The sequence below is a fragment of the Bradyrhizobium sp. SZCCHNRI3052 genome (genome assembly GCF_032484895.1).
Taxonomy (GTDB): Bacteria; Pseudomonadota; Alphaproteobacteria; order Rhizobiales; family Xanthobacteraceae; genus Bradyrhizobium.
In genome coordinates this window covers 1-15,837 of the sequence record NZ_JAUETW010000011.1, presented here as the reverse complement: position 1 = coordinate 15,837, position 15,837 = coordinate 1, and the positions used below count along the sequence as shown (strand labels likewise).

At 62.1% G+C, this 15,837-nt stretch carries 13 protein-coding genes, 1 tRNA gene and 2 pseudogenes; 6 read left to right on the top strand and 10 right to left on the bottom strand.

Annotation, left to right across the window (positions count from 1 at the left end):
* Positions 1-162: 162 nt before the first annotated feature.
* Positions 163-804, top strand: coding sequence for a LysE family translocator (locus QW887_RS25595; RefSeq protein WP_316167848.1), 642 nt, complete (start codon positions 163-165; stop codon positions 802-804).
* 1 nt (position 805) lies between these two features.
* Here the strand turns inward: QW887_RS25595 and QW887_RS25590 are convergent, their stop codons facing one another.
* Complete coding sequence (locus tag QW887_RS25590; RefSeq protein WP_316174967.1) at positions 806-1,558, bottom strand: sulfite exporter TauE/SafE family protein; 753 nt, start codon at positions 1,556-1,558, stop codon at positions 806-808.
* A gap of 85 nt (positions 1,559-1,643) precedes the next feature.
* Here QW887_RS25590 and QW887_RS25585 point away from each other — a divergent pair, with 85 nt between their 5' ends.
* Positions 1,644-2,534: a LysR substrate-binding domain-containing protein gene (locus tag QW887_RS25585; protein ID WP_316175104.1), complete on the top strand. Its 891-nt coding sequence runs from the start codon at positions 1,644-1,646 to the stop codon at positions 2,532-2,534.
* Between the two features lie 70 nt (positions 2,535-2,604).
* Here QW887_RS25585 and hisN read toward each other — a convergent pair whose 3' ends face one another.
* Both hisN and QW887_RS25575 read right to left on the bottom strand, forming a co-directional pair.
* A complete protein-coding gene (gene hisN, locus QW887_RS25580) occupies positions 2,605-3,390 on the bottom strand; it encodes a histidinol-phosphatase (protein ID WP_315716573.1) in 786 nt (261 codons plus the stop codon).
* Positions 3,391-3,873: 483 nt separating this feature from the next.
* A complete protein-coding gene (locus QW887_RS25575; protein ID WP_315716574.1) occupies positions 3,874-4,758 on the bottom strand; it encodes an N-formylglutamate amidohydrolase in 885 nt (294 codons plus the stop codon).
* Between the two features lie 344 nt (positions 4,759-5,102).
* Here QW887_RS25575 and cpdR point away from each other — a divergent pair, with 344 nt between their 5' ends.
* Together cpdR and QW887_RS25565 are read left to right on the top strand one after the other, a co-directional pair.
* Positions 5,103-5,462: a cell cycle two-component system response regulator CpdR gene (gene cpdR / locus QW887_RS25570; protein ID WP_006610087.1), complete on the top strand. Its 360-nt coding sequence runs from the start codon at positions 5,103-5,105 to the stop codon at positions 5,460-5,462.
* A 117-nt stretch (positions 5,463-5,579) separates the two neighbouring features.
* Positions 5,580-5,654: transfer RNA gene (locus QW887_RS25565), tRNA-Val, on the top strand.
* 209 nt (positions 5,655-5,863) lie between these two features.
* Here the strand turns inward: QW887_RS25565 and QW887_RS34960 are convergent.
* The 4 genes and pseudogenes from QW887_RS34960 to traA all read right to left on the bottom strand — a co-directional run.
* Positions 5,864-6,589, bottom strand: a pseudogene (locus QW887_RS34960) (tyrosine-type recombinase/integrase); the annotation flags it as partial.
* Between the two features lie 287 nt (positions 6,590-6,876).
* Complete coding sequence (locus QW887_RS25555; RefSeq protein ID WP_315716576.1) at positions 6,877-7,062, bottom strand: hypothetical protein; 186 nt, start codon at positions 7,060-7,062, stop codon at positions 6,877-6,879.
* A gap of 187 nt (positions 7,063-7,249) precedes the next feature.
* Complete coding sequence (locus QW887_RS25550; protein ID WP_315716577.1) at positions 7,250-7,465, bottom strand: AlpA family transcriptional regulator; 216 nt, start codon at positions 7,463-7,465, stop codon at positions 7,250-7,252.
* A 126-nt stretch (positions 7,466-7,591) separates the two neighbouring features.
* Positions 7,592-10,603, bottom strand: a complete 3,012-nt coding sequence (gene traA / locus QW887_RS25545) for a Ti-type conjugative transfer relaxase TraA (RefSeq protein ID WP_316172818.1) — start codon at positions 10,601-10,603, stop codon at positions 7,592-7,594.
* Positions 10,604-10,774: 171 nt separating this feature from the next.
* Here traA and QW887_RS25540 point away from each other — a divergent pair, with 171 nt between their 5' ends.
* On the top strand, positions 10,775-11,101 hold the full coding sequence (locus QW887_RS25540; RefSeq protein WP_315716579.1) for a conjugal transfer protein TraD: 327 nt from the start codon (positions 10,775-10,777) through the stop codon (positions 11,099-11,101).
* A 1-nt stretch (position 11,102) separates the two neighbouring features.
* Positions 11,103-11,376, top strand: a pseudogene (locus tag QW887_RS25535) (conjugal transfer protein TraD).
* A gap of 180 nt (positions 11,377-11,556) precedes the next feature.
* On the opposite strand, the gene QW887_RS25530 reads toward QW887_RS25535, so the two are convergent.
* The 3 genes from QW887_RS25530 to QW887_RS25520 all read right to left on the bottom strand — a co-directional run bounded on the left by QW887_RS25530 (position 11,557) and on the right by QW887_RS25520 (position 15,358).
* Complete coding sequence (locus QW887_RS25530) at positions 11,557-12,690, bottom strand: acyltransferase (RefSeq protein ID WP_315716580.1); 1,134 nt, start codon at positions 12,688-12,690, stop codon at positions 11,557-11,559.
* A gap of 1,094 nt (positions 12,691-13,784) precedes the next feature.
* Positions 13,785-13,949 carry a Flp family type IVb pilin gene (locus QW887_RS25525; protein WP_315716581.1) on the bottom strand — a complete coding sequence of 55 codons (165 nt, stop codon included), beginning with the start codon at positions 13,947-13,949 and terminating at the stop codon, positions 13,785-13,787.
* 224 nt (positions 13,950-14,173) lie between these two features.
* Positions 14,174-15,358: a phosphatase PAP2 family protein gene (locus tag QW887_RS25520; protein ID WP_315810643.1), complete on the bottom strand. Its 1,185-nt coding sequence runs from the start codon at positions 15,356-15,358 to the stop codon at positions 14,174-14,176.
* Positions 15,359-15,837 lie beyond the last annotated feature (479 nt).

Here is a 15,837-nt window from a genome sequence, read left to right as displayed (position 1 = left end):
CTCCCGCCTCGCGCATACCACGGCCGAGGCGGCCAAATCCAACGCTTTTCCAGAACCCATCGCGGCACCTCGCCATGCGGCCCCGCGCCGGCCTCTGCGGCGCGAGACGGCAATGCCGAGGCCAGGTATGGTTAGACCGTTATTGTTAGGAAATGTTCAATCATGCTCGGCATTCACGATCTGCCTTTGTTTCTCGTCTCCGGGCTGCTGCTCAACATCACGCCGGGTCCCGACACCGCCTACATCGTTGGCCGCAGCGCGCAGATGGGCTGGCGCGGCGGGGCCGCTGCCGCCTTCGGCATCAGCACGGGCTGCCTGGTTCACGTGTTCGGAAGTGCGATCGGGCTGTCGGCGCTGCTCACGGCCTCCGCGACGGCCTTCGCGACGGTGAAATGGGCCGGTGCGGCCTATCTGGTCTATCTCGGCATCACGCAGCTTCTGGCGCGGCGGCCGGACGCCGCCAGGGCCAGTGATGCGACGTCGATGCCGGTGGTGACGCTGCGCCAAGCGTTCTGGCAGGGCGCGCTCACCAACATCCTCAATCCGAAGGTCGCGATGTTCTTCCTCGCCTTCCTGCCGCAATTCGTCGCAGCCGAGGCGCCGCACAAGGCGATCGCCTTCCTGCTGCTCGGCACGATCTTCATCGTCAACAGCACGATCTGGTGTCTCGGCGTCGCCGTCGTCGCGGCCCGTGCAGCGCGCCGCGTGCGCGACTCGTCCGCCGCGCTGCTCTGGCTCAACCGCACGATCGGCGGGCTGCTGATCTATCTCGGCGTCCGGATCGCGATGCTCGAGGCGCGCTGACTTACCGGAGCAGCTCGACGACCGCCGTGCCGGCGAGATACAGGCCGAGCAGGATCATGGCGATCAGGAACACACGGCGGAACGCCTCGGCCGGCAGTCGGGATCGCGCCGCTTGGCCCGCGAACATGCCGACAAAGGCGCAGGCCATCGCGACCGCGCCGGGCAGGGCGGTGGCCGGGCTGAGCAGACCGGAGCTCGTCAAGTTGAAGGCCAGCGTGACGGTGGCGACCGTGAAGAACACGCCGAGGGCCTGGACCAACTCGTCCTTCTCGAGCCCGATCGCCTGCATGTACGGCACAGAAGGTACGACCTGCACGCCGGTGGCGGCCGAGATCAGCCCGGTGACGAGGCCGACGATGCCGCCGACCCATTTCTCGTGCGGGGGCGCGACCTTGAAGGCGAGCTTGGTGAGACCGAGCAGGGCATAGAGCATCAGCAAGACGCCGAGCGCGACGTTGCCCCAGCGGGTCGAGGCATGGCTGAGCGCGCCGGCGTTGAGGCAGATGCCGATCGCGGTCCCCAGCATCAGCGGCCATAGGCGCCTGGCGATATCGCGCAGATAGGGGCCGGCGAAGGTCTGCCAGATGTTGGTGATCACGGCCGGTACGATGACGATGGCGAGCGCCCGGCCCGGCGGCATGGCGACCGCGAGCAGTCCGACCGAGATGGTCGGCAGGCCGAGGCCGAGCGCGCCCTTGACGAAGCCGGCCAAAGTGAGCGCGAAGGCGATGAAGATGAGGATAGGGTCGATCATGGTCGGCACATTGACCAGACTGCGCCGACGACACAATGTGGAGGTTACGGAGCAAGCCTTCGTCCAAGACTGAGGCAGAATGACCATGCGTTTCGATCTGGTCGATCTCAGGCTGTTCATTGTCGTGGCCGAGGCCCGCAGCATCACTGGCGGCGCCGACCGGGCGCATCTGGCGCTGGCCTCGGCGAGCGCGCGGATCAAGGGCCTGGAGGACGCGTTTGGCGTCGAGCTGTTCAAGCGCGGCCGGCGCGGCGTGGAGCTGACCGCGGCGGGCGAGAGCCTGCTCGATCACGCCCGCATCATCATGGCCAATGTCGAGGCCATGCAGGGCGAGCTCTCGGGCTTCGCATCCGGCCGTCGCGCCAACGTGCAGCTGCTCGCCAACACGGTCGGCCTCGCCGAGCATCTGCCGAAGGCGCTGGCGGCCTTCCTGCGCGAGCATCCCGACATCAACGTCGATGTCGAGGAGCGCGAGAGCACCGAGATCGCCGAGGCGATCGTGTCCGGCAGAGCGGATCTCGGTTTTGCGGCGGAGCACGCGCTGCCCGAGACGATCGAGCGCTTCGCTTTCGGCAAGGACCGGCTGATTCTGGTGGCCGGACGGCGCAGCCCGTTCGCAGCGCGCCGACAGATCGACTTCAGCGAGACCGCGGGGGAGGATTTCATCGGCCTCACGCAGGGGACGGCGCTCAACGTCCATATCGGCCGGCACGCCGCGCGGCTCGGCATCCGCCAGCACGTGCGGGCCAGGCTGCGCGATTTCGACGCGATCTGCCAGATGGTGGCGGCCGGGATCGGCATTGCCGTCGTGCCGGAAGCGGCGGCGCGACGTTGCGCGCGGTCGATGCCGATCGGCCTCGTCGCGCTGCGCGATGCCTGGGCCGATCGGCGGCTCGTGATCTGCGCCCGCAGCTTCAAGGCGCTGCCGCGTCCGGCGAAACTGCTCGTCGAGCATTTGCGCCAGGCCGCCGCGTGAGGCGCCCGACGACCGGCCGGATGTCTCCGTTCCGCGCGAGAGGCGGGGAGCCAAGCCGGTGGAGGCGGGCTCAGCCCGCTGCCAGCCGCTTCAGCGCCGCTTCGTGGACGCGCTTGTCGCCGGCGGCGACGATCCGGCCGCCGTTCTGCGCCGGGCCGCCTTCCCAGTCGGTGACGATGCCACCGGCGCCGTTGATGATCGGGATCAGGGCGGCGATGTCATAGGGCTTGAGCTCGGTCTCGATGACGAGATCGAGATGGCCGGCGGCCAGCATGCAATAGGAGTAGCAGTCACCGCCATAGCGCGACAGCCGCGTCTCGGCCTCGACCCGGCCAAAGGTGGCGCGATCAGCCTCGTTCATCAGCAGCGGGCTCGTCGTATAGCACACCGCATCCCCGAGACGCTCGCAGCGCCGGACCGAGAGCCGGCGCTCGCCGCCGCCGTTCTTGTAATTGGCGGAGCCGTTGTCGCCGGCAAAGCGCTCGCCGATGAAAGGCTGGTGCATCATGCCGAACACCGGCGTGCCCTTGTGCAGCAACGCGATCAGCGTGCCCCAGGTCGGGAAACCGGCAATGAAGGACTTGGTGCCGTCGATCGGATCGAGCACCCAGACGTAGTCGGCGTCCTCGCGCTCATTGCCGAACTCCTCGCCGACGATGCCGTGCTGAGGAAAGTTCGCCTTGATCAGGCGACGCATCACCGCCTCGGCGGCGCGGTCGGCCTCGGTCACCGGATCGAAATCGTGCCGGCTGCTCTTGTTGTCGACCAGCAGCGAGGTCCGGAAGAACGGCAGGATGGTTTCGCCCGACGCGGTCGCCAGACGACCGATGAAGGCGGAGAAATCAATGACCGTCACAACGCGTCCTTGGGTGAGGGAATCGGGTGGCACTAAGCCCGGTTATGCCTAGCTCAAAGCGGTCGGGGGCGCATCCGGATATGGCACACCAGCGTGGCATCATGGATACCGTTTGGTGTCCGGCCGCGCTGGCCGGGCGCGGTTGAGCCGTCGCGGGCCCCTGATGTGAAAGTGAAAGCGAAACCGGCGTCCCTCTCCGATCGTTTGGATTCTCCAATCAAGCCATTGACTTCTATGATGAAAAGAAGGGCTGTTTCGCGCTGAACGCAACCCGGCCTATGTTTTTTTGCATGGAGAAAGGCGGAAAAACTCTTGCGCTTTGTGCAGCGCGATTGCATATTGTTGCGGTGCGGTAGCGCTTCGCGTTATCGCTGCCCTCCTTGGGCGTTTCCTCCCTAGACTTGGGCCGCTTGTCATTCAAGCGGCCCTTTTTTTTGCGCCGACGCCACCGGCCGAAACCGCCCGGACCGAACGCGCAGCCCTCTATTCCGCCGCCGCCTGGAACGGCCCGAGGTCGCCGAGCGGCACCGTCGCCAGCACCTCGGCGAGCACGGCGAGATCGGAGGCGACCTGGGCGAAGCGCGGTCCGCGCTCCCTGCGGCGCTCGTCCATGTAGATCGCGCGGTTGAGCTCGATCTGGATCGCATGCAAGCCCGTGGCCGGATTGCCGTAATGCTCGGTGATGAAGCCGCCGGCATAGGGCTTGTTGCGGCCGACCGAATAGCCGAGCCGGCCGAGCACGTCCTCGACCAGGTCCGGCAGCAGCGACGCGCAGCTCGTGCCGTAGCGGTCGCCGATCACCATGTCGGGCCGGCGCGGCTCGTCGCGCGAGACGCCGACCGACGGCATCGAATGGCAGTCGACCAGCACCACGGTGCCGAACTGCTGGTGCACGCGGTTGATCAGCCGGCGCAGCGCGCGGTGATACGGCTTGTACAGCGTCTCGATCCGGTGCAGCGCCTCGTCGACGCTCAGCCGGTCGCGATAGATCTCCTGGCCGTCGCCGACCACGCGCGGGATCGTGCCGAGGCCGCCGGCCACCCGCATCGAGCGGGTGTTGGCAAAGCTCGGCAGCCGCCCGGTGAACATCCGCGGATCGAGCTCATAGGGCTCGCGATTGACGTCGACATAGCAGCGCGGGAAATGCACGCGAACGACCGGAAAGCCGCGCAACAGGAGATCGGCGATCAATTCGTCCATGAACGAATCTTCGGAGCGCCGCAGCGCCGGCAGATCGATTCGCGACGCCCTCAGGAAATCGTCGGGGTAGGCCGATCCGGAGTGAGGGGAATTGAAGATGATGGGCGCGCGCCATTCGGTCGGCTCCATGATCTCGAACGGCGGCAATTCGCCATCAAAGTCCGTCATCTCTGGGCGCCGTCCCCTTGGTCACGTGCGTCGATGTCACGTCCGTTGATGCGCCGGTATCCTCCGGCCGATTCGTTCTGGACAACGCAGGCACTGCTCTTGCCAACGCGCATCTTCGATAATCCGAGCCGGTCTGCCAAGCGAAAAGCAATGAAAAAGTTCATCTCGCGTTTGGAACAACTCTGAGCTGGCGTGCTGCTTCGGTCGAAGACCGCACCTTCAGCCCTCAAAATGCCTTGCCGATGTCGGATCAAAAGGCGCAATCTTTCACCCGAAATTTACCGCCCGTCAGGCTTAGTGGCGGCAACGCTCCGCCTCTCACCCGGACCAGACAACCCCTCGCCATGCACAAAATCCTGCTCGCCGAAGACGACAACGACATGCGCCGCTTCCTGGTCAAGGCATTGGAAAATGCCGGGTTCCAGGTCTCGCCCCACGACAACGGCATGTCGGCTTACCAGCGGCTGCGCGAGGAGCCGTTCGAGATGCTCTTGACCGACATCGTGATGCCGGAGATGGACGGCATCGAGCTGGCGCGCCGCGCCTCCGAGCTCGACCCGGACATCAAGATCATGTTCATCACCGGCTTCGCCGCGGTCGCCTTGAACTCCGATTCGGAGGCGCCCAAGAATGCCAAGGTGCTGTCCAAGCCGGTGCACCTGCGCGAACTCGTCAGCGAGGTCAACAAGATGCTGGCGGCCTGAGCCGCCAGGGACACAACTCCGGAACTGGCGGATTATTCCCAATTTCGGCATTTTGCGTCCTTGCCTGCCTGCGTGGGAGCCGATATAGGGACGCCCACCCGAACGGATATTGGATTAGGGCACGTAGCTCAGCGGGAGAGCACTACCTTGACATGGTAGGGGTCACAGGTTCGATCCCTGTCGTGCCCACCACCCCTCCGGACGTCGGCTGAATTCATTGAGCTTTTTGTTCGATTTCCCGCACCTAGCTTGTCGGTGAGGGAATAGACGTTCGCTCTATGATCCACGGAGCCGATCATTCGCTCGAGCTTGGCGACGCCGCCATACGCCAATTTCTTGCGATTGGCGTTCCGCGTGTAATGGCTTGCCATCCGACGATCGGTCCAACCGAAGATCGCATCCAGCTCGGCTTCCGTTGCTCCGTTTTCGGCGGCGACGGTTGCAGCCGCCTTGCGAAGGCCGTGCGCTGATCGGTTCGCCAACCCAGCTGCGACGCACTTCTCCTTGAACACGTTGCCTAAGCTCTCCTTGGTCATCGGCTTGCCCTGCCGGGTCGCGATGTAGGTCTCGGTTCCGATCGGACCTGCCTCCAACGTCCGGCGCAGGACATCGAGCATCGGGAAGGTGACCTCAATGGTCTCGCTCCCCTTTTCCAGGCGCTTCGTGATGATCGGCACGAAGATCTGCTCGATTTTTCCGTCAGGCCCAATCCGCTCTTGCACCTGTTCGGTCACATCGGCAGGGCCGAACGATGCTGCGTCACCCCGCCGAAAGCCGGTGAAGAGGTAGACGTCTATCATGACGCGCTCTCGCGTGCCGAGCGGCCAGCGCTTGTAGTAACGCCGAACGTCGGCATCAGACCAGGTGACAAAGCCTTCGGTTTTCGCTGGCTTGGGTGTCTTGATCCCTTCGGTTGGATCTGCCGCAAGGATCTTTTGCGCGACCGCCCAGGTGAACATCCGCCTCATGGTGGTGAGAAAGTGCCGGGCCGCGGAGGGGTTCTGAGCGCGACGTCCAAGCCCGTCCAGGATGTGCTGCTTCTGGATGGCGGCGGCTCGTTTGTTGCCGTTGGCCTCCAGAACATGAATCATGAGGCTGTTGCGCTGCTTGTGAGTGCTCGCCTTCATCTCGCGCCAATCAGGCGCTTTTGCCTTGTATTCTTCCCATAGCCATTTGAGGCTACCATCAAAGACCTTCGCCCTGGCTTCGCTTGGATCGATTGCGAGGCGTGGCCGATTGAACATGTCGGCTACAGCGATGTCGTAGTTGCGGTTGAATTCTATGGACCCGTACTCGCCGCGAATGCGAGTGCGTTTGCCGCCTACGTCCTTGTTGCGAACGTACCAGACCGTCCTGCCATGACGGTTGATTTCCTTGTGAAGGTAGGGCCTGCGAGGACGGGGCATGAAGCGAATCAAAGCACGAAATGCTCTTCGGGCTCAACCGTCTCATCGATGCCCCGCTCTTCCTTGTATTTGACCAGGTCGACGATGATCGTGCCGTCCGGCTTAATTCGTATGGATGAAGCACCGGCCGCTTTTGCAGCGCGGATCGCTCGTGCCACTTCGCCTTGGGTAAATCGAGCGGAGCGCCGGCTCATGGAACGCCTTCGGTTGACATCGCGCTCTGCCGTAAGCGCATTTGCAATGTAGCTTGGTCCGAACTCGTCGTCTGCATCTCGCGGGACCGTCCCTGAAGCGGGATGCCGTGGCGTAGAAAAGGATGGGGTCGGATAGTTCAGGAGAGCGCCTCCAGAAACGTCGTCCCTGATCGTTGTGCCATAGAGCTTACAAGATTTCATCGAGGTCGCGCCGCGGACGCCATCTTACGGGATCTGCGATCCACCGGTTGATGTCGGATTCATGCCAACCAGTTCCGTTGCTGCTGATCTTGAGTGGGGTAGGGAACGTACCTTCGGCGATCTTGCGGTAGATGGTGGATCGGGACAGCCCGGTCCTGGCAAGGACGGTTTTCAACCTGATGATACGGTCTGGCTCGCGCATGGCCGTGATGCCCCTCGCTGGTTGCTCCTGACGTCCGGCGAGACCAGAGGCCAAACAGGTGCAGGCGGACAATAGGAGTTCGCGCGTTGCCAGCTGTGGCGTAGAGCCGGCGGCAAACGGGATGGGTCAAATTCCAAGGCCTCGGCCTCTGCCGAGATCGATGCCATGGACGAAGGCCAGATCCTGGCCGAGTCGGCGGCCCGATTCGAATGCAATGCCGAGATCGTTCTTGCGGCCGGCAAGGATGGATTCCAGTTGCGGGTCGCGCTGGAGGCTCTTCGCCATGTCGCCCATCGCCGAGCGCGTGGCCTTGTAGCCGGACAAGTCGCCCGCCTGATATAGGCGCCTGCTGGTCTGGTCGAGCTCCCGCCATCGCTCAACGAAGTGATCGGCGCGGCGGCCCGGATCGCTGCGGAGTTCGGTTTCGAGCTGGAGCGCGCGGATGGCGCGATTGACCCGGCCGTCCGCCGCTTCGCGGGCGAGCTCCGGGTTCTTCTTGTAGGCGGCTTCGGCATCGTGCGAGCCAAACGGGCGCACCGCATTGAAGGCTTGGCGGGCCTTCTGCAGCTCTTTCACCTGCTCGGGACTGGTCCTGTCGTCCGTCTTCTGCGCCTCGAAGATCGCGTCCACCGCGCGGGCGTGGCGCACGAGAGCACGGGTCCGGACGCGACGCGCTTCCACTTCGGGATCTTGCGTCACGTTCCTGGCCGGCACTTCGGCTCCACGCCGGTCGGCTGCGGGATCGTTGCTTTCCCTTTCCGGCGTCGCCCGTTCCGGCCTCTGTCCGCCATCCAGTCTGGGCACATCAGCCGGAGACCGCAGGCCGTCCAACATGTCGCGCAGCTTCTCGGGCACAATCTTGCGCACGATCTCGACCACGCGCTTGCGGAAGGTGATCCCGCGCCGTTCGGCGTAATTCTGTACTGGATCGGCAGCCTCGTAGTCCGAGGCCATATCCTTGGCGCGAACGCGTGACAGGGCACGGGTGAGCCGGTCCTGACCCGCAAAATCATCGCGGCCATAGTGCAGGCCTACCCCGTCGCGGTGCCGAGACAGCGCGACATAGCTGCTGTGGGCGTCCATGCCCGGCGTCGCCAGCACATGGACGCGGTCAACCGTCATGCCCTGCGCCTTGTGGATCGTCGCGGCATATCCATGGTCGATGCGGTTGTAATCCTTGAGGTCAAAGCGCACAGATCGGCCATCGTCGACCTGTACCGTCATGCCCTGCGCGCTGACCTGTTCAACGGTCCCGAGCGTGCCGTTCTTGACGCCAAGGCCGCGCTCGTTCTGCAGAAACATGACGCGATCCCCGCTGGCGAAGGTTCTCGCACCTCGCTCGACCGTCACCCCCACCTCATTGCCCAGATCGCCCGCGGCTCGCATCCGTTCGCGCGCTTCCTCGTTCAGGATGCGGACCTCGTCATTGGTGTGGGTGAGGATAATCCGGCTCCGGTCCGGTGACGCCTGCCGGTCGCGGTCCCAGCGCTCGATCAGATCGCTGCGCGCCTGCTCGCGGGTCTGGGCCTCGTGCACCATGCCGTGAGCGCGGTAGGCTTCGAGCGCATGGCCCACTTTGCCGGCTGCCAGATCGCGTGTGGCGTCCCGCTGCCAGTCTTCCTGCTGACGGCGCACTTCACCGATCTCCGCGCCGCCGTAACGCTCATGGATGGAGCGGAACGCGGCGCCCGCTTCGATGGCCTGCAGCTGCTGCGGATCGCCGACCAGCACCACCTTTGCGCCAGCCTCGGCCGCATGCGACAGCACGCGCTCGAGCTGGCGCGTGCCGACCATCCCCGCCTCGTCGATCACCAGCACATCACTGGATCTGAGCAGATCACGGCCTTGTTTCCAGCCATGCTCCAGGCTGGCGATCGTGCGCGACGCAATGCCCGATCCGCCTTCGAGGTTTTCGGCGGCAATACCGGACAGCGCAACACCCCGGACCTCGAAGCCCGCCGCTTCCCAGGCCTCGCGCGCCACCCCCAACATTGCGCTCTTTCCCGTCCCGGCATGGCCGACCACGACGCTGAGATCGCGTCCGTCCGTAGCATGCGCAACCGCGTCGGCCTGCTCGGACGAGAGGACCAGACCGCGCGCTTCCGCTCCCGCCAAAGCGGCCTGGCGATCCGCGTCGGGTACCTGATGGCGCGCCTGTTCCGCCATCCGTTTAGCAGCCCGGTGCAGCCGCTGTTCCGCTTCGATCATTCCGCGGGTGGTGAACCGATCCTCGCCGCGGGCGTCCTTGCCGAGTTCGACCAGATTCGGCGCTCCCTGCATCGCGCCCATGACCTCGTTGAACTGGTCGAGTCCGTCGCTATGCCGGTGCGCGAACTTTGCCATGTCGCGCCGCGTGAAGGTCGATTGCTGCTGGGTGATGGCATCCAGCCCAAGTGAGGGATCCGTGATGATCCGCACGCCATTATTTCGCGCGATCTCCCGGTGCATCTCGGCCCGGTCGGCCTCAAACCCTTCGCCCGCAATGTCTCGGACCTCGATTCGCTTTGCCGGCGCGCCGATCTGGCTTTGCGGCTCCAGAGCAATGCCCTGGGCCTCCAGGCTGCGATGGTCGATCCGCGCGTCGATGTCGAGCTCGGCCAAGCGCTCGTTGGCAAGCTCGGCCCAGCGCCTCCGCCAGCGCTCGACCATCTCGGTACGATTCCAGTCCCGCACCTTTTGGCCGAACCCGTTCTCGTCGACCGCGCGCATTGTCAGCATCACATGGGCATGAGGTTTGGGCATGCCGTCTTCGGCCCTGTCCCAATGCACATTGAGATCGGCGATCATGCCGAGACCCACGAACTCGCCGCGAACGAAGTCCCGAGCCAGTTCGATGCCCTGCGCCTCAGTCAGTTCTCGCGGAAGGGCGACCTCGACCTCTCGGGCCAGCTGCGCGTCCTTGCGGATTTCGTGTGCTTCGACATTATTCCAAAGCCGTTCGCGGTCTCCCCACGCCTCCGGCGCATTCTCCGGCAGTATCACCTCGGAATGGACGACGCCGCGCTTGGCGGAAAAATCCTGATCGCGGCCAAGCCGCTCGTCACGCAGTCGCGAGGCCGAGCGGTAGGCGGCCGACGCCACCGCACTGCTCCCGGCCTTCCGGCCAATGACCTTGACGTGAAGATGATAGATCGCCATCGCGAGCAGAGCATCTACACAGCAAAGCGTACGTCGGCACGACGTATAAGCGCGCCCTCCCTCGAAAAAATCTCGGGAGGGACTATCCCGTCTCAGCTCGTCCTGATGACCTTACAGCAATGCGCCAGTGGCCAAGCTATCATTTCTCCATTGTCACTCATGGAGACGACGATGCGCAAACCCAGGAACTTTGATGCTGACCTGAAGGCACTCGACGACAAGGCGCGCGAGCTGAAAACCCGCAAGGTACGCCAGCTCGGCGAGCTCGTTATCGCTACGGGAGCTGACGCGCTCAGCGCCGACGAGCTCGCGGGCGCGCTGATCGTGCTGGCCGAGACGAAAGAGGCCGGAAAGAGGGAGGCATGGTCCAAGCGCGGCGTCGCGTTCTTTCAAGGACGGTCGCGGCGAGTTGCGCCAGCAACTGACCGCGACGCTGACGTTGCTCCTACGCAACCGAGCGGCGCGCAACCGGCATCAAGCCGCAAAAGCGCGACGTGACATGCGCGCGTGGCGGGTCGAACACCGCAAGCGCACCCGGTACCTCATCGAACTCGGCGGCCTCGTGGTCAAATCCGGTATCGTGGACCTGACCGGTGATGACCGTTCCGCGATCTTGGGTGCGCTACTTTGGATGGTTGACAAGCTTAAGAGCGGTGAGGGCGAAACGGGCACGTGAGCTTTGGGCCGCAAAGGGAAAACAAGCGTTCGAGATGAACCCTAGGATGCCAACACGCATAGTCGTTTATGTCCGACAATCGCACGTTGGCCAATAGCTGCCGCTTCGACAGCAGCCCTATTGATCAATCGGCATACAAATTGCGATTTGGTTGCCGCCTTACTCCAGCTCCGAGCCGTTCGCTCTTGATAAAGCGGTCACTGTGACTTTCCAAATTGGCCACTGGCGTTGGGTAAGGCACACTAGATCGAGATCTCCGCTTTCATGATGATTGCCTTCATTGAAGCAGGACCGGACTCGCCTGCCGAGTCTCTTGCCTTCGCAGCAGAAGGGTCCGGACTAGCCGCTGAGCAGGCGCTTCAAACCAGCAATAGGTGAGGCGCGCGGTGACGAGCGTGGACAGCACGAAAGCCGCCGAGAACAGAGGATCGAGGTAGGGGATGGGCCGCTGCATCGACGAAAAAGCAAGCGCGATCGCAAGTTGAATTGGAAAGTGCAGCAGATAGCAGGAATAGGTTGTATTGCCGGCTGTCTCCACCAGGGTCTCCAGGCGCCGCGGCAAGACTATGGGCTTCGAGCAGCAGAACAACAGGATCGGCGTATAGATCAGCAGAAGCGGTGCAGTGAGCGCCTCAAGGTCCATGCCGGACATCCAAAATGCCGCGGGCATCGCGATGCTCGCACACGCAGCCAAGGCTTCCAACTTCGGCCGATGCCGAGCCCCGGCGACAGCCTGTCTTGCCATCGCGGCAAGGCCGCCAGCGTAGAAGAAAGCGAAGCATTTTGACATCAGCGTACCGGTCGCGATCGAGATCACGATCACCGCTAGATTGAAGAGCGGGGACGGACGCACGACGCGCAGCGACAGGAAAAACGCCGCATAGACCACGATCTCGATTGAGACTGACCAGATTGGTGCGTTGAAGCTGACGCCGTGCGGCGGAAGCCAGTCGCTGGCCATGAACAGCTGCTTGACGAATTGAGGGATGTCGTTTTGCTGAAAGACGAAGAAGTAGTTGTGCTGAACGAAATACATCAGCTGGAGCATCATGACCAACGGCAACGTCGCGAGATGGAGCGGGTAAAGTCGCGCCAGCCGATAGACGAAGAAGGTCCATCCGCTGATCGTGCGGTCGGCGATGACCGCGCTATACTTCCAGAAGAAGATGAAACCGGAGATGCACCAGAATATCTCGACCCCATTCTTGCCCTTCTCATAAAACGGGAACAGAACGCGGTAGAACGGCAGCTCGCTCCTCACGAGACCGACCGGCTCGTCGCCGACGAAGGCAAAGTGCTGATAGTGCCACAGCAGCACCGCGACGGTAGCGAGGAAGCGCAGCCCTTCCAATCCAAGGAGTTTCTGGGTCTTAGGCCATGTCGACGCTTTCGGAATGATCATCGGGGTCATTGACCTCCTGACGAGGGCGCTGGCCAATTCTAGCCGGAGCAAAGTGAAGGATTCTTTTCGCTCGGCCGAGCCCCGCCCGGAGGCATCCCAGGCGTTCGCCGCAGGCGATCTCGGCGCCGCGCTAGATTGCCTTCTCCAAGGAGCGATACGCTGATCGTCGCGGTCTGCCTTAAGATCTTGCGGATCATAGGCTACGAGCCCGACCCCGGTGACCATTGCGCGCAGTTTTCTCTCCAGTGCCTCGACCTTGCTCTTAGTGAGAGGCGCGACGACGGTGAGGTGGTGGGGACTCAAATCGGCCGTGGGACCGACGAAAAGAGGAGCCAACGCCGAACGAGATAGTGCGGTGCCAGATCGCCAATGATGACAAGAACAAGAGTCGCCGCACCGAGAACTGGGGCTGCCGAGCTGCTCAATCTGACGCTCTGATCGCCAGAGGGGTCGCTCGCGAGATCGAGGATGCAGTCCCTCGGCCAGTGCAGTTCTGCGCCCCGAAACAACTGGGTATATTTGACAGTCACCTAAATCCAGATCTGGCGAGGCGCTCCCGTCGCTCGACAACGTGAGCTGCCCGAGGATAAAAGAGCTGTCGGCTCGCGTTACGATGGGGAGCAGCGGGAGCTTTGATAGAGCCCAAGTCTGCGCGAACCGCACGCGCTTTCGGCTACAGCTGCTTGGTGAAATTGCGGTTCGGTTAGTCGCCGTCTGTCACTTTCGGTTGCATCGACTCCATCGAGCATGGCCGGCAGCGGCGATGCGAATACGGCGCCTGGAACGTTCCAGGGCGCGGGCGGCACGACGGGAATGATCGGAGACGTAGAACTCGACAGCCACAATCCTAACACCAATGGCTAGGGAACTCTTCCGTCAGACGCTTAGGCTGCGGAAATACTTCTATCTCCACAAATATTAAACTCACGCGACTTGTGAAATGCTCGAGCAGGCTGACCGGTACTTGAAGATTGGTGATGTCCACCATGAGACTGTACGACATTAAAAGGCCAGTATTCCGCGGCGCTGCGGTTTTTGAAGCAAGAAACCCGAACGCATTGGTTCGGGCTTCCTGAGAACGCCAACGTGTAGACTGTGCAGAGCTAGTTGATGGAGGAATTGATGTCTACGAACGAGGTGTTGATCTTGCTGCCCAAACCGTTGACTGCTGCGATGATCGCAATTGAAATTCCTGCGGCAATCAATCCGTACTCGATTGCAGTGGCTCCCGATTCGTCACGCAGGAACCTCATCATCTTGACCCGCATTACACCCTCTTTGCTGTTGGCCAGATCGGCGCACCTTCAAGCCACAAAAGGATACCTTATGGCATCTTATAATAGATGAGTCTGAATAAGACAATTTTAGATAGAGTAAATATCTTTAGCGCATGTGATCTAGTGGGGGCGCAAATGGCCGTACGTTTTAGTGTCAGAACGAACGCCTATACGCCATCAAGAGAAATCGCAGAACCGGGCATACAGGGCCGGTGTCAGGATTCGCTGACTTGCGCTCTGGTCATGATTTGGCACATTCCGTGCGTGAGACGGTCGTGTGAAGCGTCGGCTCGCAATCCAGATGATCCCTGCGCCCGTCGCGAGGACAATGACATCAAGGCGACAGCAGTTCCGGTTGCGACCAGCCACACGACCGCGCCGCATGGAAGATCGATCGCATAATGTCCACCGATCGGCACGGTCGATGCGATCACGAGGGAATTCCAGATCAATGAAATCGGGAATAGCCACCTGAGGTGCCGGGACGCGGATATGATCATCAGCGCCAGGCAGCAATGGAACGACGGAAATGTCACAACTCCCTGCAGATTGGCGAATGACAGCAACGGCGAGGCCGAATTGCGGAAGTATTCCAACTTCGACAAGTGATACGTTCCCGCGCCTGTCGGGAGATGCTCAAGCAAGCTGGCTGGGTACCCAAAGAACGCGAAGGCACCTTTCGCTGGCCAGATCACGGAAATGCTCGCGCATGCGACAATCGTGGTGGCGAATACGAACGTCAGTATCCATAAATGATCGAAACGGCGAACGATTGCGAGCAGCACTGAAAGGCCGAAGAGCAGGGGGAATGAGCTGTCGTACGTGACCGACAGGAGCTGGGACCAGGCGGGGTTGTCGGCTGCCCAAGCGATGACAGCAGGCAAGTCGAAACCCGCCGCTCGATCCCATCTTGCAAGATCTGCATCGATGAATGGGGCGTTATTCCGAAGCCCAACAAGGCTGATGATTCCAGCCACTGCGCCCGATAGTAACATTGCTAGGAGCGCTCCGCACAAGTTGCTGAGCACCGGCGATGGTCGCCAACGTCGATAGACAACGTGAACAGTGAGGAGGAAGCCCAGTATCGTCAATGCAACCAAGAGGCTGCCGAGATCAACAATGATAGCCGACCGCTGGGTCAGGAAGGCCGCGAACGTGGTCGCGACAAAGCAAATGGCCCATACGCTCGCTTCCACATATCCGGTCGTATGCGTTCCCTGCGAAGACCAAGCGAAAGCCGTGCGACCCGAAGACTGGGAAGCAGGAGTGATCGAATTACCATCCTGCGATTGCGTGCCGTTAGGTCTGTGTATCTCCCCGATCTGTGTCCTTGCGGATATCAGGAAGCGGAGGCGACGAAAGAATGCGGGCAATAGGGTGTCTGTGGCGGGCTCCAACATGGATGTCCGCTCCCGTGTCAGTCTGTTTCAGATTATTTCGGTCGGTACCTACATACGCAAAAACCGTGAGCCTGAGCAATCTCAACGTGTATTTTAACATGATACCGTGCTGAGATGCTTAACAGATCTCTAGCGCATCGCGAGATGTGCCTTTGGAATCGGTCTGGGATTGCGCTGTCCAAAAGCTACTGGCCATGAGCCTATGATCGCCTGACATCGCAGCTTCGGTGTCAACGGGGGTCCTTATGTAGGCTTGCTCGTTGCGCGGCGATGTTTTGAGTGCGGATTTCACCTTGCTGTCAAAATTGTCAGTTGTTCGGGCGGCCGGATGTTTATCGCCTCGACAATTCGGAATTCACCAGCTCTCGAACATCACGCAGATGCATATGATTCGTGGGGATTGGATCGTGTCCCCAAGCGTGGTGTAGCTGGCGGCCCACCGCGTTCGCCGGCTGGAGCCGGGCCTGTCAGCTGGCGAT